Below are 25,721 nucleotides of genomic sequence, written 5' to 3' on the forward strand. Positions count from 1 at the left end.
TTCTTCGTCGAAGGCGGCGCAGCGATCAGCGTGGCGTCGACAATGGTACCTTCGCGCATCAGCAGGCCTTTCTCGGCCAGTTGCCGGTTGATCGTCTCGAAGATCTTGCGGGTGAGTTCGTGCGTTTCGAGCAGCCGGCGGAACTTCAGCAGAGTGGTCGCATCCGGTGCATCTTCCCGACCCAAGTCGATGCCGACGAAGCTGCGGATCGACTGGCTGTCGTAGATGGCATCCTCGATGCCTTCGTCGGACAGCCCGAAACACTGCTGCGCGACATACATCCGCAGCATGCGCTCGAGACCGATCGGAGGTCGCCCACGTCCCTTGCCCTTGGGATAGAAAGGCTCCAGCTCAGCGGCCAGCGCGGCCCAAGGTGTGACGGCATCGATCTCGGCCAGGAAGCGGTCGCGACGGGTCAGCTTCTTCTTGGCGGCGTACTCGAGGTCGGTAAAGCTCGATTGCATGGCTGGGGCTCGTTGGGCAGGCGTGCGATTATCGCAAGCGGAGCGCGGCGACGGAACGGTCAGGTTCGGCGGAATAGATCAGCGTTTCCTTAGCGGCTGTGCTTACGAAGACTACCGTGGCGGCGTCGAGTTGCCGTGCAGACAGGTCGGGGAAAATTTGTATGTCATTACGCAGAAGTCCAGTCATACCAGACTCCCAGCTGATACAGTCTGGCCCACGCGGAGAAGTCGGCGCATAGACGACGCCCACTACTGGCTCGGAGTCCCTTAGCAATCCCACGGAAATGGCAGAGCCCGACCAGCCTGCCAAAAAATCGGAAGTGCCATCGTTGGGATCCACCACCCAGCAATAGCGTGCCCCCGTCAGTGCGCTCCCGGTCTCCTCTCCCCAGAAGTCACCCGCCTGCAGTCGTAGCAGCCTCTCGCGCAGCAGGATCTCGACTTCGAGGTCAATATCGGCCTTATCTTCTTCCCCGCGCGGGCCTCCCGGGCGAGCGGCCTCGGCGGCGATGAGCGTTCCGGCGCGCAGAATCAGTGGAATCACTTCGTTCAGCATGGGCTGACCTGAGCTTACGCCTTCCAACTGGCTCAGCGGCACTCCCTTGGAGGCTCGTCGAGGCAACGACTCAGAAATACTGAGTAGTTGGAAGCAGCTCATTCATCCTTGTACGACTCTGGAGGCACAGACTCCGCCTGTTCCTCGGCGAGTTCTCGCTCCCACTGGGCGACCAGGGCGTCGACGCGATCCGGAATCTTGGGCGTCTTCGACAGGACGAGGCGCGGCCCGTCGCCGACCCAGGCCTCGACCAAGTACAGCGAGCCTCCAACTTGGAGATCGAGCCGCTGCAGAACTTCGTCGGGGAGGCGCAGGGCTGGCTCCCCGTCCCAGTCTTCGATCGGCAGGTTGATCGGCATGGCCGCATTCCTTCTGTAATAGAGGTTTCCGCAGGGGAGGCGACGGCGGAGCGCTGTTCTCGGTTCCCACCGCTCAGGCCGTCAGTCGGGCGCATTCGTGACAGAGCCCAGCTTCTTGTCAGCTGCGTATGTCCTCGGCAGCTGAGAAAATAGCGCGCTCAGTTCGCAGCCGAGACAGATCAGAGCATGTCCCGTCTATATAGCAATGGCCACCCTCGATCACGTGGACGTAATTTGAGTACCCATCTCTATCGTCAACATCCACACGCAGCTCTTGTAGACGCTCCATTTTCCAGCCATCACTGCCATTCATGTAGCCGGGGCTGACTAGCATCACCTCTTCAACCCACATATGATCGTGCTGCTCGCTGAGCAGCCGCTCAAGCTCTGGCGGGGATGGGATCAGCAACGTCCTGGTGAAGCTGTCGTCACCGGCTACATACCCGATGGTGGTGTAGAACCAGGGGCACCTGAGAGATAGCTCCACATAGCGCCAATGGAGAGAGTTTTCATCCCCAAACAACCTTCCCAGGGGCATTTCTGCCTGGCGGTATGTCACAAACATGGCCTTCGCCTCACAAAATGAACACTATAGATTGTAGCTCTATAGTGTTCAATGGGGCCTTATCGTTCCTTTTGCGAGAGCAGCAAATGGAACTGAAACAGGCATTCGGTATCGCCCTGAAGCGACAGAGGTTGAGTAAAGGTCTCCCACAAGAGGCTTTCTCGAACGTCAGCAGCCGAACCTACCTAAGCACGCTGGAGCGGGGGCTCAAGAGTCCTACTGTCGAGAAGGTGCATGAGATTGCATCTGCAATGGGGGTTCATCCGCTGACGATCTTGGCCGACTGCTACCTGTTACAGGACGAAACGCTCACCATCGACGATCTGTTTTCCCGCATTCGCATGGAGCTTGTTCAACGCGAGCGGTCTGCCTGACACGGCATCCCTCCAGATGCACCTATAGGGTTCGAGCTGCACACCAAGTGGGGCGTGGTCGAGCTGAACGCTGCTGAATGGTCAATGGGGAAAATCACTGGTTAATGACTGTGCATTTGGATGGGTAAATCAGTGCAATTTCGCAGGGGGAGGCGACAGCGGAGCGCTCCCTGCGGTTTCTACGGCTCAGGCTGTTGGGCTGGCGAGGCGGTCGGGCGGCGAAAACTAACGATAATGTATTTTAGAACGCGCGCTGATCCGCGAGCGTCAGCGCGAGGGAATCGCCCTGGCCAAGCGATGTGACGCCTGCCGCCGTGGCCGGAAGAATGCCCTGAGCGACACCAGGTTCGCCGAGCTGTGCCATCGCACCGAGGCGCACGAGCCGAAGGCCACCCTGGCTCCTGAGTTCGGCATCAGCCGGACCAGCCTCTCTGATTACCTGCGAACCGGCGAGTAGCAGGCCGCATCCAATCTGATTGTGTTACGTAACCAAAGGAGTGAACATGTCCAAATTAGCTGAATTTCGTCGTGCCGAGCGTGAGCTGCAGAAGCAGATGGCCTTGCTGGAACAGTTGCAGGCCGACGCCAGCCTCCAGCGCGAAATGGAGTTCGAAGACAAGCTTAAAGCGCTGATGGCGGACTACGGCATGGATCTGGCGAAGGTGGCAGCCATCCTCAATCCGCAGCGGGTCGAGCTGGAGCCGCTTGTCCCGGCTGTCGTGAAGCAGCGCCGCCCCCGCCAGGTGAAGGTGTATGTGCAGCCAGCTACCGGCAAGCGTATCGAGACCAAGGGTGCGAACCATGCCCAGCTCAAGGCCTGGAGGGCTGAGTTTGGTGCTGAAGTGGTGGAGGGCTGGCGACTGGCCTGAGCCAACGCGGCCAAGTTTCGGGCAGCCTCACCCCGGCAGGGGCTGACAGCTGCTCGACCTTTAGAAGCAGACCAACAACAGCGGCCGTTAGTGCTGCGAAAAGCTGAGCTGATAGCTAGGCTCGACGGCAAAGTCATCCAGCGAGTTACTCCCCGAACCTGCCCCAAGAGCCTTCCCGCAATCGCGCTGGCCTGCAGCATCGACCGCAGCTACATGGAGCGCATCGAACGTGGCGAGATGAACATCACCGTCGAGAAGCTGTACAGCATCGCTAGCATGCTGAGCTGTGATCCAGCTTCCCTCTTGCCTCCAGTGTCGGAGTTACGGGGCTAGTCGATTCTGGAACTCAGGAAAACCCACTGCAGGCCATCGTCACGCTGTTCTTCTATCTTCCCGGCCAGCAGCACCTCATCGGCGGTAGGGTAATGACGCAACAGGCGACGCGCCTCAGTGCGCACGACCTCAGGCATTGTCTTGTCGCGAGACAAATCGACCAGAAACTTTCGGGTTTGAATGATTGAGCGGGTGCGCTCACTGGGCATCGTCATTCCGTTTTCCTTGCATAAATCTCATCTAGCTGAAGTGCTCTGCCTGGTCATTGGTGTATGGCGTCAGGCCGGCGGAGGGCCAGCCAGGGCCTTGCTCATCCAAGCGGGCATTTTGCAGGCCGCTAACTGCTTGAGTTCGGCCGGCGTCAGCTCGCTCTTGATCTTCGTTACTGAAGTCGAATTCACGCCTTTCCTGCCCAAGTAGAAGAGCGCTACAAGGGCCAGCCCCACCTTGGTTCCGGCATGCTGCAACTTTTCTGGGGAAACATGCCGGAGCCGTATCGTCAGGGCTCCGATTCGAATCTCTCGACTTGAGCCGCTCGTATACAGCACAGGCTGTGTTTGCATCTGGGTGCTCAGATGAAATGCCCTTGCAGCCTCCGCACCATGCACTTGGATCGTTTCGTGATTTTGCTTGGCGATCACCCGGATCACGGCCAAGGCGCTGGGTCGAACCCTGCCGACATACGGACTGATCTTCGGCCGCATGTAGATCCCTCGAGTGATCCGCTCCAGCTCGCCAGCGCTCACCAGCCGGGCTATCGCCTTGCCGACAGCAGAGCGTGACCCCAGCCCTGCAAAACGTCGAGAGCTGAACGGTCGCCCCTTGGGCATGTATTTCACCTGTTGCCAGAGGGTGGAGGCTATGGACATGGTGCATCCATGCGATCAGAGAGCGTGCCGCTCATGGGCGCCAACCGAATCTACATGCCGTACTTGCCGGTGTTGTCACCGCCGCCCAACCCGCCGGCCGTCGTCAGCAGCTTGTAGATCACCCTAGCAAACGCCCGGCTCTTGGCCATGTTATCGAGCACTTCCAGCGACAGCTTTTTATGGTCGGTCATGGCCTCGAGCACGATGTCTTCCACGCGCTAGGGGAACAGGCCGTGTATCACCTGTTCGGCGGGGTGGCTGTTGACCTGGGCCATGACGTACTCCCAAGGCGGCTGTTGACTGAAGCGGAGGAGAGTTCATTTGCCCGGGACGGCGAGTTATCCAAGAAAAGGTGCCAGTCCCAGAGGGCGGGGGGGGCTGTCTGGCCCACTGGGCGAATGGCATCTTTCCAGTCTGACGTGCGCAGGCAGCCTCATCAAGAGGCTTGTCTATGCCAATCGCGGTCATCTTTGATGGAGTCGGCACTCTCCTCCGGATTCAAGGTGGTCAGCATCCCTACCCTCGACTGCTCAAACTCGGCAAGGCCCGCGGCTGTAGTCCGCGCACAGACGACATCGATTTCCTGAGGCATCAACCGCTGACGCTATCAGGCTCAACCCGATTTCTGGGGATGCGGGCCGCCTCGGATGAGTTGGCTGTTCTGGAGCAGGTACTTGCTGACGAGGTGGAGTGTATTGAGCCTTACCCGGGTGAACGCAATGCACTCTGTCTGCTGCCGAACCGTAGGATCCGCGTGTGAGGGGGGCGACTCTCGCCTCGGAGGGAGTGACCTTTGAGCGACAGAAAGGCATGGCAACCATAGCCTGTGCGCTTCTATAGCTCCCCATGTGAAAAATCAATAGGCCCTTGGGCAAGCGGACTCGCTCTTTACCAGTGTTTGCTGAGCTCGATCAACTGGTCGACCACATAACGGACCTTGGGTCTCAGGTGCGAGGTCTTCGGCCATAGTGCGTAGATGTCCACCGGATCCGGTTCCAGTTCGGCCAGCACCTCCACCAGTCGTCCGTCAGTTATGTGCTGGCGGAACAGGTAGAGCGGCATCTGGCACAAGCCCAGACCGGCCAGGGTGGCGTCGATCATGGCGGCGCCATCGCTGAACTGGTGGGTGGAGGGCGGGGCAAAGCGGATGTTCTGGCCCTCGCTGCAAAGGCGCCAGGACAAGGGCAATCCACGCCTGAAGCCAACGATGCAGTCATGCCGCTCCAGGCTGTGTAGCCCGTCGGGATAGCCCTGTCTCGCAAGGTATTCGGGAGAGCCGCAGATGACCCAGCGCTGGCTTGCCAACTTGCGCGCCACCAGATTGCTCTGGTCGCCGATTTCCCCGAAGCGGATCATCAGGTCGACACCTTCCTCGATGGGATCGATCAGGTGATCGCTGAAGGAGAGGCTCAACTTCAGACGCGGAAACTGTTTGGCCAGTGACAGCAGCATCGGCATGATCACCTGCCGACCGAAGGCCACCGGCATGTCCACGCGCAAGCGGCCGGCTGGCTCGTTGGCCCTAGGGCCGAGGCTGTCTTCGGCGCCCTTGATTTCATCCAGTGCCGCCGCGCAGGCGGCGAAATAGGCCTCGCCGTCGGCGGAGAGGCGAATGCGCCGGGTCGTGCGGTGGAACAACTGGGTTCCCAGCCGTTCCTCCAGCCTGGAGATTGCCTTGCCCACCGCCGACTTGGAGACGCCAAGATGCTCGGCGGCCTCGGTGAAACTGGAGGAGCGGGCAGCGGTGACGAAGGTGATGACTCCGTTCAGCGATTCGATCTGCATCATTCGGCTTTCTTATGTTGACTTATTTTCTACTCAGTTAAGAGTTTTTGCCTGTTTATCTGAATCTTTGTCGACTATAGCATGATCCCCCATCTGGATTGGCGCCTTGGAACAAGGGCCACCATTCGATAGCCCCACCTACCACCGGAGTCATCAATGACCACTGCAGACAAGCAGAAGCACGCCCTGATCCTTGGCGCATCGCGAGGCCTCGGCCTCGGGCTGGTTCAGAAATACCTGGAGCAAGGCTGGAAAGTCTTGGCGACCGAGCGCGCTCCGGGGCCGGACACTCGTCTGGGGCATCTGGCCGAGAAATTCTCTCAGGCACTGCGTGTGGAGCAGCTCGACATCAATGACCAGAAGCAGATCGAACAGCTTGCCGAGAAGCTGAAAGGTGCCACTTTCGATCTGCTGTTTGTGGTCGCCGGTGTGAGCGACGATCCGCAGCAGCTGTCCAGCCAGATCAGCAACGACGAGTTTGCCCACCTGATGCTGACCAATGCCCTCAGCCCCATGCGAGCGCTCGAAGCCTTCAGTGCCAATGTTCCGGCCGAGGGGGTCGTGGCCGTCATGTCTTCCGCCCTGGGTAGCGTCAGCACCAACACTGAAGGTGGCTACGAGTCCTATCGGGCCAGCAAGGCCGCACTGAACTCGCTGCTGCGCAGTTTCAGCGCGCGCAAGAAGGATGAGCGGACCTACATTGCCATGATGCCGGGCTGGGTACGCACCGACATGGGGGGCCCGGAGGCTCCCGTTGCGGTCGAGGAAAGCACCGATGGCATGGCCAAGGCCATTGCCGCACGCCAGGGTAACGCTGGCGTGTTCTTCATTGACTTCCAGGGCAACGAAATCGCCTGGTGATGGCTATGGTGGCGGGCATTTCCCGCCCGCCTCTGGCGATCCAGGCAAGGACGTTGTCCGGCAACGATCCGCCAAGTATGCCCGCGTGCCTACTTGGCCCGGCATGAAGAAACGCGTTCTAAATGTCCGGCAGGGTGAATACATGAAGGTCTTTGTCACTGGCGTCACGGGCTACATCGGCGGTTCCGTTGCAATGCGACTGCTTGAGGCGGGACATTCGGTGCGTGGCCTGGCACGAAATGAGGGGCAGTTCGACGCCCTGCGCGCCCTCGGTATCGAGCCCGTACATGGCAGTCTCGACGATACTCAACTGCTGATGCGTGAGGCGCGAGCCGCTGACGCCGTCATCAATGCAGCCAGCAGCGATCACCGTGGCGCGGTGGAGTCGCTGCTCGCGGCGCTCGCCGGGAGCGGCAAGGCGCTTCTGCACACCAGCGGCTCCAGCGTTGTGGGGGATGCGGCAGCAGGCACCCGGCTCAATGGCAAGGTCTACGACGAGCGTACGCCCCTTGATGTCATGCCGGAGAAGTCCGCACGCCACGCTCTGGATACTCTCGTCTGCCAAACCGAGGGCGTGCGGGGCATCGTACTGTGCAACAGCCTGATCTATGGCCGGGGCAGAGGCTTGCAGCGGGACAGCGTGCAGGTTCCGGCTCTGGTCAGCCAGGCGCAGGAAAGCGGTGTGGTCCGGACGGTCGGGCCGGGCCTCAATCGCTGGTCGACCATTCATGTCGAGGACATGAGCGACCTTTACCTGCTGACGCTTGAGCAGGCGAAGGGGAGGGGATTCTATTTCGTCGAGAACGGCGAATCGTCCTTTGCCGAGATAGCCCAGTCTATCGCCTGGCGCCTCGGCATTTCTCGTATCGAGCAATGGACCGAAGCGGAAGCGACCAGCTACTGGGGGCTCAACAAGGCGCGCTATTCGCTCGGTTCGAACAGCCGCGTGCGCGCCACGCGGGCTCGCGAGGAGCTGGGCTGGAAGCCCCGCCACCCGTCGGTCATCCAATGGGTCGAAGAAAATCTCTGACCGGCACTGCTTGAATCCCGATTCAATCGATGCGCAGCGTCACGGGACCTCGATCATTCACCACAGACAACGAAGGCAAACCATGAGCGATGTAATCGTCAACATCTTCAATCTGAGTCTCGAACCTCAAAACTTCCCGGCCTTCAAGGCGCTGGTCGCGGAGATCGTCGAAGCAACGCGCCAGGAACCTGGCACCTTGACCTACGAGTACAGCGTGAGCAGCGACCAGCGATCGGTTCACATCATCGAACGCTATCGCTCCGAAGGGTTGGTCTCGCACATCGACCAGACCTTCGCCCCTTTTGCCAAGCGCTTTCTTGACCTGGTTACGGTCACTGGCTTGGTTGTCTATGGCAACCCCGACGCCGAGGCACGTAAACGCCTGGATGGCTTCGGTGCGGTCTACATGACCCCGTTCGACGGCTTCACTCGCTGAGTGATGCGGGGCAGGGCGGAGACGATCTGGCTTGTTGAAGCAGATTTTTTCCAGCTTCGACCAAGGTTCGTCACTGAGCATCAATCGGGGCATTGCATACCCGCAGGCTTATTGGTGTAGGAACCTCAATTCTGCGGGTTTGCCTCTCTTCCTCAAGGCCTCCAGCGCGAAACGTCAACAGACCTTAGGCCATCAAGACCCAAGATGGTGAAGATTTCCACGACTCGCTTCCCGGTTAATCGCAATGCTGCTCCGCTTAGGTGAGCAGCATTGCACCACAGGTCTTCTACGGTAAATTACATTCAGATGTGACGTAGAAAACCCGCATCACAACCAGGTTCCGCCCTGGCGTTCATCTGGCTCGTTGAGATCGCTAGCGTCGAAGCCGTGGATCCAATCGAGGTGATGCAGCATGGCCTCATGTGAGGCAAGACGTGCATCGCGCCGATCCCTCTCTTCACCCGGTGGCAAGTGCAACATATCGCCAGTGGTCACGGACGCATACACAACCTTGCGCGCCCGGCCACGACGCAGTCGCTCGTAACGTTCAAAGGTTTCTGCAATCGACGCGGAACCCGCAGCGGCAATGCAGTCAGCAAGGACCACGGCATCCTCGATCGACTGGTTGGCACCCTGTCCATGGTGCGGTACTAGGGAATGTGCGGCATCACCGAGCAGCGTTACCCGACCTTTACTCCAGCGACCAAGGGTCATGCGATAGACCATGCCCCATCGCTCATTGACTGTCTTCAGGGTGTTCGAAGCGATCATCTCAAGGAGAGCGGGATGCCAGTCCTTGAATAGGCGCAATTGTTCACCGTCGCCTGTAGGTGCGGTCGACTGTTTTAGCGGCCAGGTCGTCGGGGTGCGTTCAACGAGGAAGAAATTGATGTCTCCTTTCCTATCTCCACCGATCGGGTAGTGAAGGCAGTGGCCGGACTCACCCATCCAGAACTGGATCGCGGTCGGGTCAGGCATGCTGGGTAATTTTTCGACTGGCACGATGCCGCGAAACGCCGTGTACCCCGCGTATATGTAATCTTCATAACCGAGCATCAAGTTTCGTACAGAGGAACGCACCCCGTCAGCACCAATGACGATATCGGCTTCCGCTTTGCTACCGTCTTTGAAGTTCAGCACTACGTGCTCGCCAGTATCATCGATATTTACTAGGCGTTTACCCAGGTGGATGCGATCCATACCCACCTTGGTGGAGAGTATTCTTTGCAGCTCGGCCCGGTGGATGCCGAGATATGGGCCGCCGAAAAGGTCTCGATACGCCTGCCCCCCGGCGTGCCTGCCGATTTCACGGCCGGTCTTTCCGTCTCGGTAGATCAAGGCTGAAATCTCAAACGCAGCCTCTTCAAACGCCTCGCCCAAACCCCAGTGGTTATAATAAAAACGCGTGGCATTGGCGGATAGGGCGACCGCAGCACCCACCTCACGCAACTCCTCCGCTTGCTCGTATACATCAACGTCGATACCGTGGTGACGCATAGCAATCGCAAAGGTCAAGCCGCCGATACCGCCGCCGACCACAGCAATGCGGCGTATTTTATTGGTTTCTTTTTCATTCATAATTATTATCTCTTTCTTATTAGGGGTGGGCGAAAATTGAGATGGTACGAATGGCATCATGCTGGGGCATTTAACAGGGGGCGGTGAATTGCAGCGTCTCATGCCGTGGCGTGAGAGCCCGCTCTGACCACGCTCCCATTAATGATGCGTTGGGTGAAAAATAGAGAAGGCTGTTATATAAGTAAATAAGCGAAGCTGTATAGCCATCATCACCGGTATGAATATTGAGGGGAAAGTATGCAACTGTATGTGCCAAGGCCGATGTAAAACTGACCCACCTGGGCTAACGTCGCGGCCTTGTCGAGGCTGCTCATGTTGACCCAGGAGCAAGCAGTGGAGTTCAGGGTATTGCCCCGTTAGGGACGCAGCATTCGGCAGATCGCCACGACGCTGGGCGTGTCCCGCAATACCGTCCGGCACTAGCTCAAGGAGCCCCAGTCCCGCGTTGCTCAGCGCTGCTCGACAACATGAAGACAATCGTCCTGGAGCGCGTCGCCTATCACTACCCGGTGTTGGCCAAGCAGGCAGGGATGAGTTCAGCTTCGGCGACTTCCTGGAGCAACTGCTGCTGACCGAGCAGAGCTTTCGCCAGCAATGCAGCCGCAAGCTGCTGACGCGAATGGCCTGTTTACCGGCGATCAAGATGCTGGAGGAGTACGACTTCGGCTTCAGTCCCGGCGTGCCCAAGACACTGCTGCATGAGTCGGCAGGGTTGGCGTTCGTCGAGCGTACTGAGAACATCGTGCGGATCGGCCCCACGACTTTTTCCTGAGGCATAGTCTTTTTCGCGCGTATGGGGATAACCGTGGTGGGTTTTCGGCAAGCGCAGCTGTGGCTCACGGAGTTCCTGCAAGGGGCCGACCTGTCGAGGTCTTGCTGCTGCGCCTGGGTTCCGGTCTCAGGCCAGCTCGCTCCGGCGCTGCTCCCACCCCGTCAGCCAGGCGGGTAGTGCTCGTGCCGGCATGGCCTTGGCGATGAACCAGCCTTGGGCCACGTCGCAGCCGGCGGCACGCAGGTAGTCCCAGTCGGCGCGGTCCTCGATACCTTCTGCCACCGTCTTCATGCCCAGCTTGCGCGCCATCCCCAGGCTGGCATCGAGGATGCTGCCGAGCGCGGAGTCCTGCCAGGCGCCATGCACGAAGCTGCGGTCGATCTTCAGTTCGTTGAAGGGGATGTCGCGCAGTTGCGTCAGCGAGGAATGGCCAGTGCCGAAATCGTCGATGGACAGACCGATGCGCTTCAGGCGCAGGCGGGTGAGGATGTCTAGGGCGGCTTGGCGGTTCTTCATCAGGTGGCTTTCGGTCACCTCGAGTATCAGGCTGAATAGGGGCACCCCGGCGATCCGGGCTTCCTGCTCGACGAAGTCGGGGAAGCTCAGCACCTGCAGGTTGTCCATCGACACGTTGACAGCCACTTGCAGGGAGAGCCCGGCGTCGTGCCAGTGGCGGGTGTCGCGCAGGGCGTTGCGTAGCACCGAGCGCATCAGCGGCTCGATCAGGCCGCTGTCCTCGGCCAGGTCGATGAAGCGGTCGGGGTAGACCAGGCCATCTTGGGGGTGTTGCCAGCGCACCAGCGATTCGACGCCAATGATCCGGGCGGTGTGTAAATCGACCTTGGGCTGGTAGTGGTTGACCAACTGACCCGCCGCGATGCCGCTGGCCAGTTCGTCGGCGTCATAGCTGTGCGCATCGGTATCCATCGGAGGGATGGCGTTCGCCACGGATTGGTCCAGCAGTTTCTGCAACTGTTCGTTGGACACCGGTTTGAACAGGGTGCCGAGCACCCACAGGCGATGAGCCTGGGCCAGCCGCTCGGCGCTCTGCAAAATGCGTTCGTCTTCACCGCTGACCAGCACCAGCGCGCCGCGGTAGCCAAGGTGCACCAGATGGCGGATGAATTCGATGCCGTCCATTTCCGGCATCTGCAGGTCGCAGAGAATGAGGTCGACCTCGGCCGGGCCCTGCTCGAGGTGCTCGACCGCAATGCGCGCGCGGTCGCAGGCGATCACGTTTGTGAGGCCCAGCGACTTGAGCTGTCGCTCCAGTAGCCGGCAGATGAAGGTGTCGTCGTCGACTATCAGGACTCTCATCGGGGTGCCTCCTGCTCGGCCGGATTGCCAGCTTCCAGTAACTGTTCGATCCCTGCTCCGGTGGCGGCGCAGAGCGGGGTGAATTCGGCGATGCCGCGCTCCAGCGAGTCATGGTCGCCGCTCTTGACGGCCTGTTCGAGCATCGCGCAGAGCTGGCCCAGGCGCGTCGCACCGACCGCGCGGGACGAGGACTTGAGTCGATGGGCGAGGGCGCCGACACCGGTCAGGTCACCATTCCCGAAGGCGTCCAGCAGTTGTCCAGTCAGGGAGCCTAACGCATTGCGGTAGTCACCGAGAATCTCGCGGATCAACTGGTGGTCTTCGCCGACCAGCGCGGACAGCGCGGCCGGGTCAAGCAGCGAGGCCGGCACCGTCTGGGCGTCTGCCGCCTCGCTACGCATGGCGGGGATGGCGCCGGGCAGCCAGCGCTCCAGTGCCGCCCGCAGAGTGGTCAGGCGAATCGGCTTGGTCAGGTACTCGTCCATGCCGGCGTCGTGGGCGCGGGCGGCCTCGCCGCGCAGAGCATTGGCGGTCAGCGCCAGGATCGGGGTGCGCCGCCGGCCGGTCTCTTCGCCACGAATCCGCTCGGCCAACTGGTAGCCGTCCATTTCCGGCATGTGCAGGTCGCTGAGGATCAGGTCGTAGTCGCCCGCGCGCCACATGGCCAGCGCTTCGGCGCCGTTGCTGGCCATGTCGAAGCGGTAGCCGAACAGGGCGAGCTGCAGCTGGATGACCTTGCGGCTCAGCGTGTCGTCCTCGACCACCAGAATGTGCCGGCGCGATGGGGCGTCGGGCTCCGGCCGTGAGGCCAGGGACTCGTCGCCGGTCGTGGCGGGACCTTCAACCGGCGTCGGCGCGACGGCTGGCTCTAGGGGCAGCTCGACATTGAACAGGGTTCCGCTGCCCAGGGTGCTGGCGACGCGGATCTCGCCATCCAGCAATTCCACCAGGCGCTGGCAGATAGCCAACCCCAGGCCGCTGCCGCCAAAACGGCGGGTGGTCGAGGTTTCCGCCTGGGTGAAGGGGCTGAACAGATTGTCCAGATGCTCCGGCGCGATGCCGATGCCGTTGTCCGCCACTCTGATGGCGAGCCGCAGCGGCTGCCGATTGACCAGGGGGGCCTGCACCACGATCTGGCCCGGCCGGTCGCTGCGCCCGCTGGAGAACTTGATGGCGTTGCCGAGCAGGTTGTAGAGAATCTGCCGCAGCCGCATCGCGTCGCTGGTCACCCACTGCGGGATGCCAGGTGCGATCGTGTGGGTGAGCGTCACCCCCTGCGAGCTGGCCAGCGGCTTGAGGGTATTGCACAGGTTGTCGACCAGCTCGGCCAGTTGCAGCGGCGCGCGCTCGATTTCCAGCTTGCCGGCCTCGATCCGGGAGAAGTCGAGGATGTTGTCGATCACCCCGAGCAGATTGCTCGACGACTCGCGGATGGCCTTGATCAGGTCGGCCTGGTAAGGGGGCAGGTGGTCCTGGGCCAGCACGTCGATCAGACCGACCACGCCGTTCATCGGCGTGCGGATCTCGTGGCTCATGGTGGCGAGGAAGGCCGATTTGGCCCGGCTAGCCTGTTCGGCGCCCTCGCGCGCCTGGGTCAAACTGGCGATGAGTGCCTTCTGCTCTCGGATGTCACGCAGGGTGCCGATGAAGAAGCGCTCCCCATGCGCGCTGTACTCAGACACGCTCAGCTCCAGGTCGACCGCATGTCCGTCCCTGTGGCGAGCGCTGACTTCTCGGCTGAAGCCGATGATGTGCTTCACGCCGGTTCTCAGGTAGTGCTCGAGGTAGCCGTCGTGCTCGTCACGCTGCGGCGGGGCCATCAGGCAGGAGATGTTGCGCCCGATCAGCTCCTCCGGGTGATAGCCCAGCAGTGGCTCGATGGCGGGATTCACGCTGCGCACGACGCCGTGCTCGTCGATGGTGACCACGCATTCGAGCAGATGGTCGAGGACTGCTCGGATTTCCTCCTTCTTGGCGTGCAGATCGAGGAGCGCCTGGCTGCGCTCCTCAATGCGCTGTTCCAATTCGCTGTTCAGGCTGCGTAGCTGCTCGGCAGCGAGGTGCTGGGCCGTGGTGTCGTGCGCGGTACAGAACATCAGGCCGCCCGGCTGCGGCAGAGCCTTCCAGGCCAGCCAGCGCCAAGAGCCGTCCTTGCAGTGGTAACGGTTCTCGAAGTCCAGTGTGCTGCGCCCCTGGGCGATCAGCTCGATCTGGGCGTGGGTACGCGCGACATCCTCAGGGTGGACGAAATCGACGAGAGGGCGGGCCAGCAGCTCTTCCTCGCTCCAGCCCAGCGTGCGGGTGAAGGCCGGGTTGACGCTGCGAAAGAAGCCGTCGGTCCCGGCGATGCAGAACAGGTCGAGGGACAGGGCGAAGAAGCGACTGCGTTGCTCCTCGCTTTCGATCAGGGCGCGCTCGGCGGCGGTGCGCATCTCCAGCTCACGGCGTAGCTGCGCGGTGCGTTCGGCCACCTGGTGGGACACTAGGCTGTGCCGTTCGGCGCTGCTCAGGGTGGCGAACGCGGCGAGGAACGCGGTGAAGATCGAGAAGCCGAGAAACAGACGTTCCTCGGTGGTCGAGCCGGGCTGCCACAGCGGCGCCTCGGGCTCCATCTCCAGGCGCCAGGTGCGTTCGCCGATGTGGAAGTCGTAGCTCCAGTCAGTATGGGCCCCAGTGGGCAGAGAGCCTACGATGTCTCGCCGCGGGTTGCCAGGAGTGACGTCCGAGATGCGCAGGTCGAACTGGCGCTCCCGGGCCATGTTGAGCAGGGGGGCAAACAGCTCTTCGATGTCCAGCACGCCGACCACGAATCCGGTCAATTGCTGGGCGGGGACGCCGTGGCTGAGGTGGTAAACCGGAATGTACACCAGCGCGGCGTGGCGGTCGGTGCGCACCAGTTGGATCAGGTCGGAAGCAATGGCCTGGCCGTTGCCTCGGGCGACGTTCATTGCCTCGCGACGCGGCAGCTCGAAGGCGTGGTCGAGTCCGAGCACCGTGTGGCTCTGGGTCAGTGGCCCGCTGAACAGGATCGGGAAATACTCGTCGCGCTCGGCGGCGGGGCGCAGGTGGCCGTCGCTGTCCAGATCGCTGATGCGGAAAGCAGGGAAGCCCTCACGGACGACGGAGGCCTCGAAACCGGCGCGTTGCTCGCCAGTGATGCGTGGTGCCCAGTCCACCGAGAGGATGGCTGGGTGGTTGGTGAAGCTGCGAGTGTAGTGACGGAACTCCTCGCGGGTGACTTCCTGGCTGGCAGCGATGAAGTGCGCCAGGCCCACGAGCGGGTAGATTGTCTCGGCTAGCTCGCGGGTGCCGCTGTCGCCGATGACCTCCATCAGCTTGCGTGCCTCGCTGCGTGCACGCAGCTCTTCCAGTTGTGACAGGCCGAGGTGGCCGACTACCAACAGAATGGCGGTGATGAGCAGCGGCATGGCGAAGCGATAGTTGCCGACGCGAGCGATACGCAGTGGATGCGCGCCCGGCCAGAGCAGGCGGGCCAGCGGGGCGAACAGCAGCAGGCCCAGGGTGTCGCCGGACCACCAGATCAGCCATTCGTTGAGCAGGCTTTCGCCGGCGACTCGGCCGGCGGTGAACAGCACGGCGCAGCCGAGGCTGGCAGCCACCGTGCAGCTCAGTGGGCCGGCGACCAGCAGGCAGACCGCCAGCCCCCGGTCCCCTGCCACTGTCCAGTTGCCGCGCAGGTATCGCTGCGCCAGCGCGGCAGCGAGCAGCGCTTGCAGGCTGGTGGCCGTGGCCAGCAGGGCGGCGATGCCCGCTCCCTGCAACGAAGGGTCGAGCCACAGGTGGGTCAGCAGGCTGCCGAACCAGACGCCGGGCCAGCAGCGCCAGCCCCAGGCGAGCAAGCCGGCGACCGCGATCCCGGCCGCCGGCCAGAGCGGCGAGGCATACCCCGAGGTATGGGTGAGCAGCAGGGCGGCGAAGCCGGCCAGGGCATAGAGACCGGCGATGATCAGGTTCTTGCGGGTCTGTTCCAGTCGGCTGATGGGGGCGGGGCTGCTGTCCACGTCCATGGATTCCTTACTAGCGGGTGCCTGTGGCCATCACCGTTGCATGCGGGGTTCCGGCCAGGTGGTATGACTATGACCGGAAAGCGGCTTCGCGCGAAGCATATCAAGGTAGGTCGGTTTGCTGCTCAATTCCGAGCGGATTTGTCGGATTACATGCTTGTCAGTTGCTGGCAGACGGCAGGCTTGGCTGCACTTGATACCTGTAACCAGCAGGCCCTCGAGATGAGAGCCTGCTGCTGTTGGGGGGAAGGCTGCGCAAGCGGTGGCGTAATGTCCCCGAAAAGGTGCTTTAGAGTGCTTTTACGCACTTAAAGTGACTTTTTGGGACTGCGGTTCATTTGCCCGGGACGATGAGCTGTCCGTGCAGCCAAGCGCAAAGGGCTTCCGTGGGTATCGAAGCCCTGCTGAACGGTGAAAATGATGATTTATCATCCTTCATAAGCGCTTGAATGATGATAAATCATCATTTTCAGTGAGCGCCGACAGGGGATGGAGTTTCGGGCTGCTCCGGTTTTCTACCCTGTTGGGTGGCTTTGGCAGGCTTGTCGTAGGGCGAGGCTGGTTCTTTTGCCTGGAAGCGACGTGATGCCAGGACTATCAGCCAAGTCCGGTTGCATGGCTCGGCGCCAATTCGATGAAAACGGCGCCAGTCCCGAGTTCGGAGTTGGGCCCGCATCCATCAGGCTGAGTCCTCACCGTCTGTCAGGCGTCGAGTTGTCAGGGCAGCCCGTTGCTCGATCAAGATGACGATCTGCTCGATCAGTGGCTCTCCCGCAAACAGCGGCGTCGCTTGCAAGGTGCGCGAAACCTTAGGCAGAGCCTGCGCCATGCCAAGGATTCGCTTGCGGGTCTGCGCGCGTGCCAGCCCGGCGGCCTCGGCAAATTGCTCCCAGTGCCGGGACTGAACTTCGCTAAACTTGTACATGCTGCCCAGTTTCATCGCCATCTTCGGGGTAAGGCTCGGGTAGATGGCGGTCGACAGTACATCGTAGAGCGGGGCCAGAGTCGGTGCGGCCTGGGATGACGGGGGCGCGTACAGCAGCGAGAAGTTCTTGGCGTGTGCGTCGTGGTTGCCGACCAGGGCGTTGAACACCACGTAGTCCAGCAGGTGCAGCACTTGGGGGGCGCTGGGGCGGGTGATGCGCCGCAGCAGATCGAAGCAGGCTTTCAGATCGGGCCCACCCTCGTTCTGGTACTTCATTTCCGGCACCACGCCGAGTGCCTGGCAGAAATCCTCCTGATGCAAGCGAACCGGGTTGCCTTGAGCATCGCGCTGGCGGTCATAACGTGTGACCAGCAGGAAGCAGCAGTCGCCAGCCTTATGAATCCGTGCTTCGGCGGTTGGCAACTTCATCGCACGGGCCAGAGCGAGACAGAAGCCCTCATTGATCACGCTGTCCTCGACTGCGTGTATCGGCGGTTTCAGGATATGCGTGCTGGGGTATCCTCCCAGAGGCAAGCCTATGCGCTGTCCGTCGAAAACCACCGGCAGTTTGTCCTGAGCACCAGCGAGCGACAGGCGCAGGCCGTCCTGGCCAGCCAACATCGGGCGGCGGGGCAACTCGTCCAGGATGGCGGACAGTCTTTGATCGTCCAGCCACAGCACTTCGCCCTCGCTGCCGATCTGAGGGACTGCATCCTTTGGCAAGAATGTGATGGCCCCGGCGCACTCGCCGCCAATGGCATTCAGCAAGGCGAAATCGTTCTGCCTCGACACTTGAAACTGCTGAGCGATCAGTCGCCGCAAATGGCCTTCCGGTAACAACCCGGCAAAGAAAGGTCGAGTACGAATGTCATCGAAGGAGGCAGCCTGAAGCGGCAAGGAGCACGACAGTGCGACTGCGTTTGGGGTGGCCAGCCAGCTGGCGTGATAACAAAAGCTCAGGCGACCATCTAGCAGTGACAAGGTGCCGACTTTGTCGGCGAACAGCCAGACTTCGAGTTCATGCGCCATGGCGAGTGGTCTCTGCTGTAGTTGGCGATTCGGGAAGTCCGGCCAGTTGCACCCGTCCACCCAGGGCATCGATTACACGGAGCACCTGTTCCAGCCGCACCGTGGGCTTGCCTGCCTCCAGATCGACCACAAAGCGCACGCCAACCCCGGCGGCCAAGGCCAGATCGGATTGCGTCAGGCCTAGCTGCTTGCGTGCTGCTCTCAGGGCTGCGCCGAGTGCTTGTGTGGAGTCGATATGAATCATGGCCTGCTCGATTATTTTCCTGATCGGGAAATTATTCGGCTGGTACCGCGCCAATGCAAGCTAATCTTCCTGATCGGGAAAATTATGAGTGTTTAGGCTGATGCACTGGTGAATTATTCCTGATCGGGAACGAGAGGTGGTGGATTACCAGTACAGGGGGGAGGAGGGGCAGGATGGCGTGGCTGGGACAGGCTTTCAGGCCGCCCTGCCGCTGGCCGTTGCTGCTGTTGGAGACTGGTTCATTATTAGTCGATGGCTCCGTCCTTATAAGGGTGGGCGGCTGCCGGCACTGCTGCGTTGGGCACCCTCAATGACCACTGCCGAAGTGCCCCTTCGGCATCTCATTGGTGATCACCCGCGCGTTGGTGATAGGTGCACCCAGTGAGCGCGAGATTGCCTCGCTGACTTCACGGATCATCGTTTCCTTTTGCTCCCCGCTGCGGCCTTCGAGGATATGGATCTGGACAATCGGCATGTAATGATTCCTCGGTAAAAAAGCCCCAGCCAGAGGCTGGGGCGAAAGGGGGCTCAGACGAAGCGGGTAGTGATGCTGCCGGTCATGATGAAGGTATACCGGTCGGGAGGTGCTCGCTGTGCTCGGCGAGGGCCAGCACCTGTTCGCGGGGCAGGGTACGGTTCATGCAGTCACCTTCAGGTTCTGACGGGCCTTGGCCATATCGAGGGCCAGGTCTTCGATCATGTCTTCCTGGCCACCGACGGTACCGCGGCGGCCAAGCTCTACGAGGATGTCACGGGCCGGCACGCCGTACTTCTTCTCGGCGCGCTGGGCGAACAGCAGGAACGAGCTGTACACGCCGGCGTAGCCCAGGGTCAGGGCATCGCGGTCGACGCGGATCGGCTGGTCCATCAGCGGCACCACCAGGTCCTCGGCGACGTCCATGATCTTGTACAGGTCGATGCCGGTTTCGGCGCCCATGCGCGCCAGCACGGCGCAGAGCACTTCCAGCGGGGTGTTGCCGGCACCGGCGCCGAGGCCTGTCACCGAGCCGTCGATGCGCACGGCACCGGCCTCGATGGCGGCCAGCGAGTTGGCGATGGCCATGCCCATGTTGTGGTGGCCGTGGAAGCCGACCTGGGTGGCCGGGTTCAGCTCGGCGCGCAGCATGCCGATCTTCTGGCTGACCTCGTCGGGCAGCATGTAGCCGGCCGAGTCGGTGCAGTAGATGCAGTTGGCGCCGTAGCTTTCCATCAGGCGGGCCTGCTCGAGGATCTTCTCGGGGCTGGTCATGTGCGCCATCATCAGGAAGCCGACGGTGTCGACGCCCATCTTGGCGGCCATGCCGATGTGCTGCTCGGAGACGTCGGCCTCGGTGCAGTGGGTGGCGACGCGCATGAAGTCGCCGGCCTTGACCGGCTCCAGCTGCTCCACGGGCTCGCGGCTGAGCATTGCCTGGTAGAGATCCTCGCCGAGCTGGTTGATCAGCTCTTGATTCATGCGAATTTTTCCCGAGAGATGTCGGCCTCAGCGAGGAAGTCCTCGACCAGACGGGCGAAACGACCGGCATGTTCGATCTGGGTCCAGTGGCCGCACTGGCCGAAGACGTGCAGCTGGCTGCGCGGCAGCCACTGGGCGAGGGTCAGCGAGGCCTCGAGCGGGATGATCTGGTCCTCGCGGCCGTGGATGACCAGGGCCTCGTGGGGCAGGGCACGGATGTCGGCCTCCTTGCTGGCCAGGTCGTCGACGCCGTGCTGGCGCGGCGCCGGGAACATGGCGGAGAACGACTCCTGGAAGCCCGGACGGATGCTGGCCTGGTAGCGCAGCTCGGCCAGTTCGTCGTTGACCAGATTGCGGTCGTAGGCGAACACGTCGAGCAGCTGGCGCATGTTGGCCAGCGACGGGGTGTAGCCCCACGCCGCTTCCAGGCCGGCAGTGATCGGGAAGCTCACGCCGACGCTGCCCATCAGCACCAGCCGGCGCACGCGCTCGGGGTGAAGGATGGCCAGCGCCAGGCCGCCGCCGAACGAGTTGCCGACGATGTCGGCCTGGGCGATGCCGAGGGCGTCGAGCACTCCGATGGCATGTTCGACCCAGCGCTGCTGGCTGTACTGCGGCTACCTGGGGGCCAGCATCGCTACCGGCGTGGGCCGGTCCTCGGTGCACCGGGCGGACTTCCTCGACGCGCTGGTTACCCAACTGCCTGAAGGTATCGCCCAATTCAGCAAGCGCGCCACCCAGGTCGAGCAGCAGGGCGACGAGGTGCGCGTGCTGTTCACTGAAGGCACGGATTACCGCTGTGACCTGCTGATCGGCGCCGACGGCATCAAGTCCGCGCTGCGCAGCCATGTCCTGGAGGGGCTGGGCGTGGCTCCGCAGGCGCCACGCTTCACCGGTACCCGCGCCTGCGCGAAGCCTATCGGGCCCACGGCATCGACGAGCACCTGGTGGACGTGCCGCAGATGTACTTGGGGCTCGACGGCCATATCCTCACCATCCCGGTAAAGCATGGCCGCATCATCAACGTGGTGGCCTTCATCTCCGACCGCAGTCAGCCGGAGCCCACCTGGCCCGCGGATGCCCCTTGGGTGCGCGAGACGAGCCAGCGCGAGATGCTCGACGCCTTCACCGGCTGGGGTGACGCGGCGCGCGTCCTGCTGGAGTGCATCCCGGCGCCAACCCTCTGGGCACTGCACGACCTGGCGGAGCTGCCGGGCTACGTGCACGGCCGGGTCGCCCTGATCGGCGATGCCGCCCACGCCATACTGCCGCACCAGGGCGCCGGTGCCGGCCAAGGGCTTGAGGACGCCTACTTCCTCGCCCGCCTGCTGGGCGATGCGCGGGCCGATGCCGGCAACCTCGCCGAGCTGCTCGAAGCCTACGACGCCCTGGCCAAGTGGCGCTCGCGCTCGACGACAGCTGACAAGCCTATGGGGCCTGCCAAGCCGCGTAGCGCCAAGCTCTCGGATGCTGAAGAAACGATGGTGGTCGAGTTCAGGCGCCGTACCCTGCTTCCACTGGACGACCTGCTGGGGCATGTGCGCGAAATCCTCCCCCAGTTGACACGTAGTGCCTTGCATCGCTGCTTTGTGCGCCACGGCATCAGCAGGCTGCCCAGTAGTGACCTGGACGGAGCAAAGCGTGGAAAATTTGCGCCAACCGAAATTGGCTACCTGCACATCGACAGCTGTGAACTCCGCCTGGAACAGGGAAAACAGCACATGTTCCTGGCGATTGATCGCGTCACCAAGTACACCCATGTGGCGTTCTTCGATGCTGCGACAAAAAAGAACGGAGCGGCGTTTCTCGAGGAGGTGGTGGCGGTCTACCCCTACACGATTCACACCGTCCTCACGGACAACGGCGTGGCATTTACTGAACAGCCACGGTATCGAAACGGCCAAACTAATCGCTTTGGTGGGCATATTTTCGACCGTGTCTGCCGGGAGCATGGCATCAAGCACAAGCTCACCAAGCCCTATCACCCGTGGGCCAACGGACAGGTCGAGCGGATGAACCGTACCGTGAAAGAAGCCACTATCAAGTCATTCCACTACCCGGACTTCGATGCGCTGAAAGCCCATGTGCGGGCCTTCGTTACGGCATACAACTTTGCCAAGCACCTGAAAGCCCTGAGGTGGCGTACCCCGTTCAAAACGATCTGCGATGCCTGGACTCGAACGCCGGATCGCTTCAAGCTTGAACCGCACCACCTCATTCCGGGACCACACACCTAGGTTTCACATGGGAACAGCTCCAGAAATGCCAAAGTTGATGTATTCGGCGTTAGTGCTGGCTATGAGTAAGGCTCGCTATGATAGCCTTCCTACCGACCTCCAGCAGATCATCGACGCCAACAGCGGACGCACGCTTTCGGGGTATGCAGGACGCCTATGGGATACTTATGGAACGGATGCGGGGCATCGACTTGCATATGAGAAAAATAACGATGTCATGGTCCTGGATACCCAAGAGCAGAATCGGTGGATGGAGCTCGCTCGCAGTCTAGACGGAGACTGGGTAAGTGAGGCCGGGAAGCAGGGATACGCCAATGGCATAGGGTTACTCAAAGAGGCTCGCCAGATGGTCGAAAAGTACAACTCCGTCACACCGGCCAGACCCCAGTGATGAAGTACAACCGCCAACTGATGCAGGCGAGCATTTGGGACCGCCTGAACATCGCCGGCATCGTCGGCGTGCAGGTGAGTCGGCCTCGACGAGGCGCCCAAGGGCTACGGCGAATTCGATGCGTCGATCCACCAGCAACTGGTTGAACACCACCAGCAGGTTCAACTCCAGGTCACGCAGTTCCATGGAACCTCGCTTGGGTCATCGCCGACGCTCCGCCGGGCTGGCAGGGACATTCACAATGTCAATAGTTTGTATGGTGTTTGGTGCATTTATCAATAGTGCTGGCTTCGCCATGATCGTTCATACCCAAACAACAAAACCATCACGGGTACCAGCATGAACAACAAACCTGCCTTGCCCATCGGCATCACCGGCGTCGGCATTTCCTGCGTCGGCCTGGCACTGAATCTGTGCCGCCATTCCCATCTCCAGGTACAGCTGTTCGAGTCCGCGCCGGCATTCGGCGAGGTGGGTGCCTGCGTGTCCTTCGGCCCCAACGCGGTGCGCGCCATCGCCGGCCTGGGTCTAGGCGAGGCCTATCTGCAGGTCGCCGACCGTACGCCGGAGCCCTGGCAGGACGTGTGACGCCGGCGTACCGAAGAAATTCGTCATCGACCCGCACCGTATCTTCAGCACCGCCTGAGCAAGTGCTTCGATCCATTTCTTGTAACCAGTTCGCTGAGCGACCTCACGATTGAGAGCCGCGCTCCGAAACAGCCAACCAGTTTTTAAATAACAACGATAAATACAAGAGGTGCCGAAATGAAAAAAGGCGTGATGCGTCCCGGTCACATCCAGCTGCGCGTCCTGGACATGGCCCAGGCCCTGGAGCACTACGTGGAGCTGCTCGGCCTGATCGAGGTCGACCGCGACGAGCGCGGCCGCGTCTACCTCAAGGGCTGGAGCGAGGTCGACAAGTTCTCCGTGGTGCTGCGCGAGGCCGACGAGGCCGGCATGGACTTCATGGCCTTCAAGGTTATCAATGACGCCACCCTCGGCCAACTGACCGAGGGGCTGGTGGCCTTCGGCTGCGCCGTGGAGAGCGTCCCGGCCGGCGAACTCAAGGGCTGCGGCCGGCGCATCCGCTTCAGCGCACCAACCGGCCACCGCTTCGAGCTGTTCGCCGAGAAGGAGCAGACCGGCAAGTGGGGCATCGCCGAGATCAACCCGGAAGCCTGGCCGCGCGGCCTCAAGGGTATGCGGGCGACCCGCTTCGACCACGCCCTGCTGTACGGCGGCAACCTGCCGGAAACCCTGCGCCTGTTCACCGAGGTGCTCGGCTTCGATCTGGCCGAGCAGGTGGTCGACCCGCACGGCAACCGCGTCGCCCAGTTCCTCAGCGTCGGCATGAAGGCCCACGACGTGGCGTTCATCCAGCACGCCGAGCAGGGCAAGCTGCACCACGCCTCGTTCTTCCTCGAGACCTGGGACGACGTGCTGCGCGCCGCCGACCTGATCAGCATGACCAACACCTCGATCGACATCGGCCCGACCCGCCACGGCCTGACCCACGGCAAGACCATCTACTTCTTCGACCCCTCCGGCAACCGCAACGAAGTGTTCTGCGGTGGCGACTACCACTACCCGGACCATCCGCCGGTGACCTGGACCGCCGCCGAGCTGGGCAAGGCGATCTTCTATCACGACCGCGAGCTCAACGAACGCTTCCTGACTGTTTTGACCTGATTGCCCCTGCCTAACGAGACTGCGTACATGAAAGAGATCAAGCATTTCATCAACGGCGAATATGTCGGTTCCGCCAGCGGCAAGCTGTTCGACAACGTCAACCCGGCCAACGGCCAGGTGATCGCCAAGATCCACGAGGCCGGCGAGGCCGAGGTCGACGCCGCGGTCAAGGCCGCGCGCGCCGCGCTGAAGGGCCCGTGGGGCAAGATGACCGTCGCCGAGCGCACTGAGATCCTGCACCGCGTCGCCGCCGGCATCAACGCGCGCTTCGACAAGTTCCTCGAGGCCGAGTGCCTGGACACCGGCAAGCCGAAGTCGCTGGCCAGCCACATCGACATCCCGCGCGGCGCGGCCAACTTCTCGGTGTTCGCCGACCTGGTCAAGAACGTGCCCACCGAGGCCTTCGAGATGGCCACCCCGGACGGCACCGGCGCGCTCAACTACGGCGTGCGCCGTCCCAAGGGCGTGATCGGCGTGATCAGCCCGTGGAACCTGCCGCTGCTGCTGATGACCTGGAAGGTCGGCCCGGCGCTGGCCTGCGGCAACACCGTGGTGGTAAAGCCCTCGGAAGAGACCCCGACCACCACCGCCCTGCTCGGCGAAGTGATGAACGCCGCCGGCGTGCCGGCCGGCGTGTACAACGTGGTGCACGGCTTCGGCGGCAACTCGGCCGGTGCCTTCCTCACCGCCCACCCGGACGTCGACGCCATCACCTTCACCGGCGAGACCGGCACCGGCGAGACCATCATGCGCGCCGCCGCCAAGGGCGTGCGCCAGGTGTCGCTGGAGCTGGGCGGCAAGAATGCCGGCATCGTGTTCGCCGACTGCGACATGGACAAGGCCATCGAGGGCACCCTGCGCTCGGCCTTCGCCAACTGCGGCCAGGTCTGCCTGGGCACCGAGCGCGTCTACGTCGAGCGACCGATCTTCGACGAGTTCGTCGCCCGCCTGAAGGCCGGCGCCGAGGCGCTGAAGATCGGCGAGCCGAACGACCCGACCGCCAACTTCGGCTCCCTGGTCAGCCACAAGCACCGCGAGAAGGTGCTCAGCTACTACCAGAAGGCCAAGGACGAGGGCGCGACCATCGTCACCGGCGGCGGCGTGCCGGAGATGCCGGCGCACCTGGCCGGCGGCGCCTGGGTACAGCCGACCATCTGGACCGGCCTGCCGGACGACTCTGCGGTGGTCACTGAGGAAATCTTCGGCCCGTGCTGCCACATCCGTCCGTTCGACACTGAAGAGGAAGCCATCGAGCTGGCCAACAGCCTGCCCTACGGCCTGGCCTCGGCGATCTGGACCGAGAACAGCTCGCGCGCCCACCGCGTCGCCGGGCAGATCGAGGCCGGCATCGTCTGGGTCAACAGCTGGTTCCTGCGCGACCTGCGCACTGCCTTCGGCGGCGCCAAGCAGTCGGGCATCGGTCGCGAAGGCGGGGTGCACTCGCTGGAGTTCTACACCGAGCTGAAGAACATCTGCGTGAAGCTGTAAGCCCAGCCATGAACCACGGCCCGCTGGCCTGCCCGCAGTCCACTGCAGGCATGTCGCCAGCGGACCCCG

General features: G+C 62.1%; 25 protein-coding genes and 7 pseudogenes. 16 read left to right on the forward strand and 16 right to left on the reverse strand.

Going from position 1 to position 25,721, the window contains the following annotated elements:
* The 4 genes from DBO86_RS10730 to DBO86_RS10745 form a co-directional block, all read right to left on the reverse strand.
* Positions 1 to 464: IS5 family transposase (locus tag DBO86_RS10730; protein WP_108233646.1), on the reverse strand; the 464-nt coding region annotated here is incomplete at its 3' end.
* A 28-nt stretch (positions 465 to 492) separates the two neighbouring features.
* Positions 493 to 1,020, reverse strand: coding sequence for an inositol monophosphatase family protein (locus DBO86_RS10735; RefSeq protein ID WP_167399119.1), 528 nt, complete (start codon positions 1,018 to 1,020; stop codon positions 493 to 495).
* A gap of 98 nt (positions 1,021 to 1,118) precedes the next feature.
* Positions 1,119 to 1,379, reverse strand: coding sequence for a hypothetical protein (locus DBO86_RS10740; RefSeq protein ID WP_108233648.1), 261 nt, complete (start codon positions 1,377 to 1,379; stop codon positions 1,119 to 1,121).
* A gap of 118 nt (positions 1,380 to 1,497) precedes the next feature.
* Entirely contained in the window at positions 1,498 to 1,944 is a 447-nt protein-coding gene (locus tag DBO86_RS10745) for a hypothetical protein (protein ID WP_108233649.1), read from the reverse strand.
* A gap of 86 nt (positions 1,945 to 2,030) precedes the next feature.
* Between DBO86_RS10745 and DBO86_RS10750 the strand changes: the two genes are divergently transcribed.
* The 4 genes and pseudogenes from DBO86_RS10750 (at position 2,031) to DBO86_RS26635 (ending at position 3,520) form a co-directional block, all read left to right on the forward strand.
* Complete coding sequence (locus tag DBO86_RS10750) at positions 2,031 to 2,318, forward strand: helix-turn-helix domain-containing protein (RefSeq protein WP_108233678.1); 288 nt, start codon at positions 2,031 to 2,033, stop codon at positions 2,316 to 2,318.
* Positions 2,319 to 2,562: 244 nt separating this feature from the next.
* Positions 2,563 to 2,775, forward strand: a pseudogene (locus DBO86_RS26630) (recombinase family protein); the annotation flags it as partial.
* A gap of 46 nt (positions 2,776 to 2,821) precedes the next feature.
* Positions 2,822 to 3,187: a histone-like nucleoid-structuring protein, MvaT/MvaU family gene (locus tag DBO86_RS10755; protein ID WP_108233650.1), complete on the forward strand. Its 366-nt coding sequence runs from the start codon at positions 2,822 to 2,824 to the stop codon at positions 3,185 to 3,187.
* A gap of 135 nt (positions 3,188 to 3,322) precedes the next feature.
* Positions 3,323 to 3,520 carry a helix-turn-helix domain-containing protein gene (locus DBO86_RS26635; RefSeq protein ID WP_108233679.1) on the forward strand — a complete coding sequence of 66 codons (198 nt, stop codon included), beginning with the start codon at positions 3,323 to 3,325 and terminating at the stop codon, positions 3,518 to 3,520.
* On the opposite strand, the gene DBO86_RS10765 is transcribed toward DBO86_RS26635, so the two are convergent.
* From DBO86_RS10765 to DBO86_RS10775, 3 genes and pseudogenes are all read right to left on the reverse strand, one after another.
* The gene (locus tag DBO86_RS10765) at positions 3,517 to 3,735 is read right to left on the reverse strand and encodes a BPSL0761 family protein (RefSeq protein ID WP_108233651.1); all 219 of its coding nucleotides are present in this window, start codon (positions 3,733 to 3,735) and stop codon (positions 3,517 to 3,519) included. The two genes, DBO86_RS26635 and DBO86_RS10765, sit on opposite strands and share 4 nt — an antisense overlap.
* Positions 3,736 to 3,798: 63 nt before the next feature.
* Positions 3,799 to 4,389, reverse strand: coding sequence for a DUF6088 family protein (locus DBO86_RS10770; RefSeq protein ID WP_167399120.1), 591 nt, complete (start codon positions 4,387 to 4,389; stop codon positions 3,799 to 3,801).
* 50 nt (positions 4,390 to 4,439) lie between these two features.
* A pseudogene (locus DBO86_RS10775) lies at positions 4,440 to 4,673 on the reverse strand (hypothetical protein); the annotation flags it as partial.
* A gap of 167 nt (positions 4,674 to 4,840) precedes the next feature.
* Between DBO86_RS10775 and DBO86_RS10780 the strand changes: the two are divergent.
* Positions 4,841 to 5,149 carry a hypothetical protein gene (locus tag DBO86_RS10780; protein ID WP_108233652.1) on the forward strand — a complete coding sequence of 103 codons (309 nt, stop codon included), beginning with the start codon at positions 4,841 to 4,843 and terminating at the stop codon, positions 5,147 to 5,149.
* Between the two features lie 128 nt (positions 5,150 to 5,277).
* Here DBO86_RS10780 and DBO86_RS10785 read toward each other — a convergent pair whose 3' ends face one another.
* The gene (locus DBO86_RS10785) at positions 5,278 to 6,177 is read right to left on the reverse strand and encodes a LysR family transcriptional regulator (protein ID WP_108233653.1); all 900 of its coding nucleotides are present in this window, start codon (positions 6,175 to 6,177) and stop codon (positions 5,278 to 5,280) included.
* A 153-nt stretch (positions 6,178 to 6,330) separates the two neighbouring features.
* Here DBO86_RS10785 and DBO86_RS10790 point away from each other — a divergent pair, with 153 nt between their 5' ends.
* The 3 genes from DBO86_RS10790 to DBO86_RS10800 all read left to right on the forward strand — a co-directional run bounded on the left by DBO86_RS10790 (position 6,331) and on the right by DBO86_RS10800 (position 8,501).
* Positions 6,331 to 7,035, forward strand: a complete 705-nt coding sequence (locus tag DBO86_RS10790) for an SDR family NAD(P)-dependent oxidoreductase (RefSeq protein ID WP_108233654.1) — start codon at positions 6,331 to 6,333, stop codon at positions 7,033 to 7,035.
* A gap of 142 nt (positions 7,036 to 7,177) precedes the next feature.
* Positions 7,178 to 8,065, forward strand: a complete 888-nt coding sequence (locus tag DBO86_RS10795; protein WP_108233655.1) for an NAD-dependent epimerase/dehydratase family protein — start codon at positions 7,178 to 7,180, stop codon at positions 8,063 to 8,065.
* Positions 8,066 to 8,147: 82 nt separating this feature from the next.
* The gene (locus DBO86_RS10800) at positions 8,148 to 8,501 is read left to right on the forward strand and encodes a putative quinol monooxygenase (RefSeq protein WP_108233656.1); all 354 of its coding nucleotides are present in this window, start codon (positions 8,148 to 8,150) and stop codon (positions 8,499 to 8,501) included.
* Between the two features lie 327 nt (positions 8,502 to 8,828).
* Here DBO86_RS10800 and DBO86_RS10805 read toward each other — a convergent pair whose 3' ends face one another.
* Positions 8,829 to 10,079 (reverse strand): FAD-dependent monooxygenase, encoded by a 1,251-nt coding sequence (locus DBO86_RS10805; RefSeq protein WP_108233657.1) that lies wholly within the window; start codon positions 10,077 to 10,079, stop codon positions 8,829 to 8,831.
* 467 nt (positions 10,080 to 10,546) lie between these two features.
* Here DBO86_RS10805 and DBO86_RS26640 point away from each other — a divergent pair.
* Positions 10,547 to 10,839 (forward strand): annotated as a pseudogene (locus DBO86_RS26640) (ATP-binding protein); the annotation flags it as partial.
* Between the two features lie 138 nt (positions 10,840 to 10,977).
* On the opposite strand, the gene DBO86_RS10815 reads toward DBO86_RS26640, so the two are convergent.
* The 7 genes and pseudogenes from DBO86_RS10815 to DBO86_RS10845 form a co-directional block, all read right to left on the reverse strand.
* Positions 10,978 to 12,168, reverse strand: coding sequence for an EAL domain-containing response regulator (locus DBO86_RS10815; protein ID WP_108233658.1), 1,191 nt, complete (start codon positions 12,166 to 12,168; stop codon positions 10,978 to 10,980).
* Positions 12,165 to 16,190 (reverse strand): PAS domain S-box protein, encoded by a 4,026-nt coding sequence (locus tag DBO86_RS10820; RefSeq protein WP_167399121.1) that lies wholly within the window; start codon positions 16,188 to 16,190, stop codon positions 12,165 to 12,167. Before DBO86_RS10820 ends, DBO86_RS10815 begins: the two co-directional genes overlap by 4 nt.
* A 682-nt stretch (positions 16,191 to 16,872) precedes the next feature.
* The gene (locus tag DBO86_RS10825; RefSeq protein WP_108233660.1) at positions 16,873 to 18,147 is read right to left on the reverse strand and encodes a type II toxin-antitoxin system HipA family toxin; all 1,275 of its coding nucleotides are present in this window, start codon (positions 18,145 to 18,147) and stop codon (positions 16,873 to 16,875) included.
* Positions 18,137 to 18,391: a type II toxin-antitoxin system Y4mF family antitoxin gene (locus DBO86_RS10830; RefSeq protein ID WP_108233681.1), complete on the reverse strand. Its 255-nt coding sequence runs from the start codon at positions 18,389 to 18,391 to the stop codon at positions 18,137 to 18,139. Before DBO86_RS10830 ends, DBO86_RS10825 begins: the two co-directional genes overlap by 11 nt.
* Before the next feature lie 307 nt (positions 18,392 to 18,698).
* Complete coding sequence (locus DBO86_RS10835) at positions 18,699 to 18,866, reverse strand: 2-hydroxymuconate tautomerase (RefSeq protein ID WP_108233661.1); 168 nt, start codon at positions 18,864 to 18,866, stop codon at positions 18,699 to 18,701.
* Between the two features lie 162 nt (positions 18,867 to 19,028).
* A pseudogene (dmpG, locus tag DBO86_RS10840) lies at positions 19,029 to 19,745 on the reverse strand (4-hydroxy-2-oxovalerate aldolase); the annotation flags it as partial.
* Positions 19,746 to 19,843: 98 nt separating this feature from the next.
* Positions 19,844 to 20,461, reverse strand: a pseudogene (locus DBO86_RS10845) (alpha/beta fold hydrolase); the annotation flags it as partial.
* On the opposite strand from DBO86_RS10845, the gene DBO86_RS27265 reads away from it, so the two are divergent.
* From DBO86_RS27265 to DBO86_RS10875, 7 genes and pseudogenes are all read left to right on the forward strand, one after another.
* On the forward strand, positions 20,427 to 20,852 hold the full coding sequence (locus tag DBO86_RS27265; protein ID WP_167399118.1) for an FAD-dependent oxidoreductase: 426 nt from the start codon (positions 20,427 to 20,429) through the stop codon (positions 20,850 to 20,852). The pseudogene DBO86_RS10845 and the gene DBO86_RS27265 sit on opposite strands and share 35 nt — an antisense overlap.
* Positions 20,853 to 20,959: 107 nt before the next feature.
* Entirely contained in the window at positions 20,960 to 22,084 is a 1,125-nt protein-coding gene (locus DBO86_RS10850) for an integrase core domain-containing protein (RefSeq protein WP_425266789.1), read from the forward strand.
* Between the two features lie 25 nt (positions 22,085 to 22,109).
* On the forward strand, positions 22,110 to 22,475 hold the full coding sequence (locus tag DBO86_RS10855; RefSeq protein WP_167399122.1) for a type 2 periplasmic-binding domain-containing protein: 366 nt from the start codon (positions 22,110 to 22,112) through the stop codon (positions 22,473 to 22,475).
* Positions 22,454 to 22,619, forward strand: a pseudogene (locus DBO86_RS27040) (formaldehyde dehydrogenase, glutathione-independent); the annotation flags it as partial. The gene DBO86_RS10855 and the pseudogene DBO86_RS27040, both read left to right, overlap by 22 nt.
* A gap of 195 nt (positions 22,620 to 22,814) precedes the next feature.
* A pseudogene (locus DBO86_RS10865) lies at positions 22,815 to 23,060 on the forward strand (salicylate 1-monooxygenase); the annotation flags it as partial.
* Positions 23,061 to 23,240: 180 nt separating this feature from the next.
* Positions 23,241 to 24,164 carry a catechol 2,3-dioxygenase gene (locus DBO86_RS10870; protein ID WP_108233662.1) on the forward strand — a complete coding sequence of 308 codons (924 nt, stop codon included), beginning with the start codon at positions 23,241 to 23,243 and terminating at the stop codon, positions 24,162 to 24,164.
* Between the two features lie 27 nt (positions 24,165 to 24,191).
* Entirely contained in the window at positions 24,192 to 25,652 is a 1,461-nt protein-coding gene (locus DBO86_RS10875; RefSeq protein ID WP_108233663.1) for a 2-hydroxymuconic semialdehyde dehydrogenase, read from the forward strand.
* The last annotated feature ends 69 nt before the right edge of the window (positions 25,653 to 25,721 follow it).

Origin of the sequence: Ectopseudomonas oleovorans, assembly GCF_003052605.1 — a bacterium.
Classification (GTDB): Bacteria; Pseudomonadota; Gammaproteobacteria; order Pseudomonadales; family Pseudomonadaceae; genus Aquipseudomonas; species Aquipseudomonas oleovorans_A.

Coding starts and splice junctions, on each gene's coding strand:
- DBO86_RS10735 (WP_167399119.1), bottom strand. CDS start 1,020: ATGCTGAACGAAGTGATTCCACTGATTCTGCGCGCCGGAACGCTCATC.
- DBO86_RS10740 (WP_108233648.1), bottom strand. CDS start 1,379: ATGCCGATCAACCTGCCGATCGAAGACTGGGACGGGGAGCCAGCCCTG.
- DBO86_RS10745 (WP_108233649.1), bottom strand. CDS start 1,944: ATGTTTGTGACATACCGCCAGGCAGAAATGCCCCTGGGAAGGTTGTTT.
- DBO86_RS10750 (WP_108233678.1), top strand. CDS start 2,031: ATGGAACTGAAACAGGCATTCGGTATCGCCCTGAAGCGACAGAGGTTG.
- DBO86_RS10755 (WP_108233650.1), top strand. CDS start 2,822: ATGTCCAAATTAGCTGAATTTCGTCGTGCCGAGCGTGAGCTGCAGAAG.
- DBO86_RS10765 (WP_108233651.1), bottom strand. CDS start 3,735: ATGACGATGCCCAGTGAGCGCACCCGCTCAATCATTCAAACCCGAAAG.
- DBO86_RS10770 (WP_167399120.1), bottom strand. CDS start 4,389: ATGTCCATAGCCTCCACCCTCTGGCAACAGGTGAAATACATGCCCAAG.
- DBO86_RS10780 (WP_108233652.1), top strand. CDS start 4,841: ATGCCAATCGCGGTCATCTTTGATGGAGTCGGCACTCTCCTCCGGATT.
- DBO86_RS10785 (WP_108233653.1), bottom strand. CDS start 6,177: ATGATGCAGATCGAATCGCTGAACGGAGTCATCACCTTCGTCACCGCT.
- DBO86_RS10790 (WP_108233654.1), top strand. CDS start 6,331: ATGACCACTGCAGACAAGCAGAAGCACGCCCTGATCCTTGGCGCATCG.
- DBO86_RS10795 (WP_108233655.1), top strand. CDS start 7,178: ATGAAGGTCTTTGTCACTGGCGTCACGGGCTACATCGGCGGTTCCGTT.
- DBO86_RS10800 (WP_108233656.1), top strand. CDS start 8,148: ATGAGCGATGTAATCGTCAACATCTTCAATCTGAGTCTCGAACCTCAA.
- DBO86_RS10805 (WP_108233657.1), bottom strand. CDS start 10,079: ATGAATGAAAAAGAAACCAATAAAATACGCCGCATTGCTGTGGTCGGC.
- DBO86_RS10815 (WP_108233658.1), bottom strand. CDS start 12,168: ATGAGAGTCCTGATAGTCGACGACGACACCTTCATCTGCCGGCTACTG.
- DBO86_RS10825 (WP_108233660.1), bottom strand. CDS start 18,147: ATGGCGCATGAACTCGAAGTCTGGCTGTTCGCCGACAAAGTCGGCACC.
- DBO86_RS10830 (WP_108233681.1), bottom strand. CDS start 18,391: ATGATTCATATCGACTCCACACAAGCACTCGGCGCAGCCCTGAGAGCA.
- DBO86_RS10835 (WP_108233661.1), bottom strand. CDS start 18,866: ATGCCGATTGTCCAGATCCATATCCTCGAAGGCCGCAGCGGGGAGCAA.
- DBO86_RS27265 (WP_167399118.1), top strand. CDS start 20,427: ATGGCATGTTCGACCCAGCGCTGCTGGCTGTACTGCGGCTACCTGGGG.
- DBO86_RS10850 (WP_425266789.1), top strand. CDS start 20,960: ATGCTCGACGCCTTCACCGGCTGGGGTGACGCGGCGCGCGTCCTGCTG.
- DBO86_RS10855 (WP_167399122.1), top strand. CDS start 22,110: ATGCCAAAGTTGATGTATTCGGCGTTAGTGCTGGCTATGAGTAAGGCT.
- DBO86_RS10870 (WP_108233662.1), top strand. CDS start 23,241: ATGAAAAAAGGCGTGATGCGTCCCGGTCACATCCAGCTGCGCGTCCTG.
- DBO86_RS10875 (WP_108233663.1), top strand. CDS start 24,192: ATGAAAGAGATCAAGCATTTCATCAACGGCGAATATGTCGGTTCCGCC.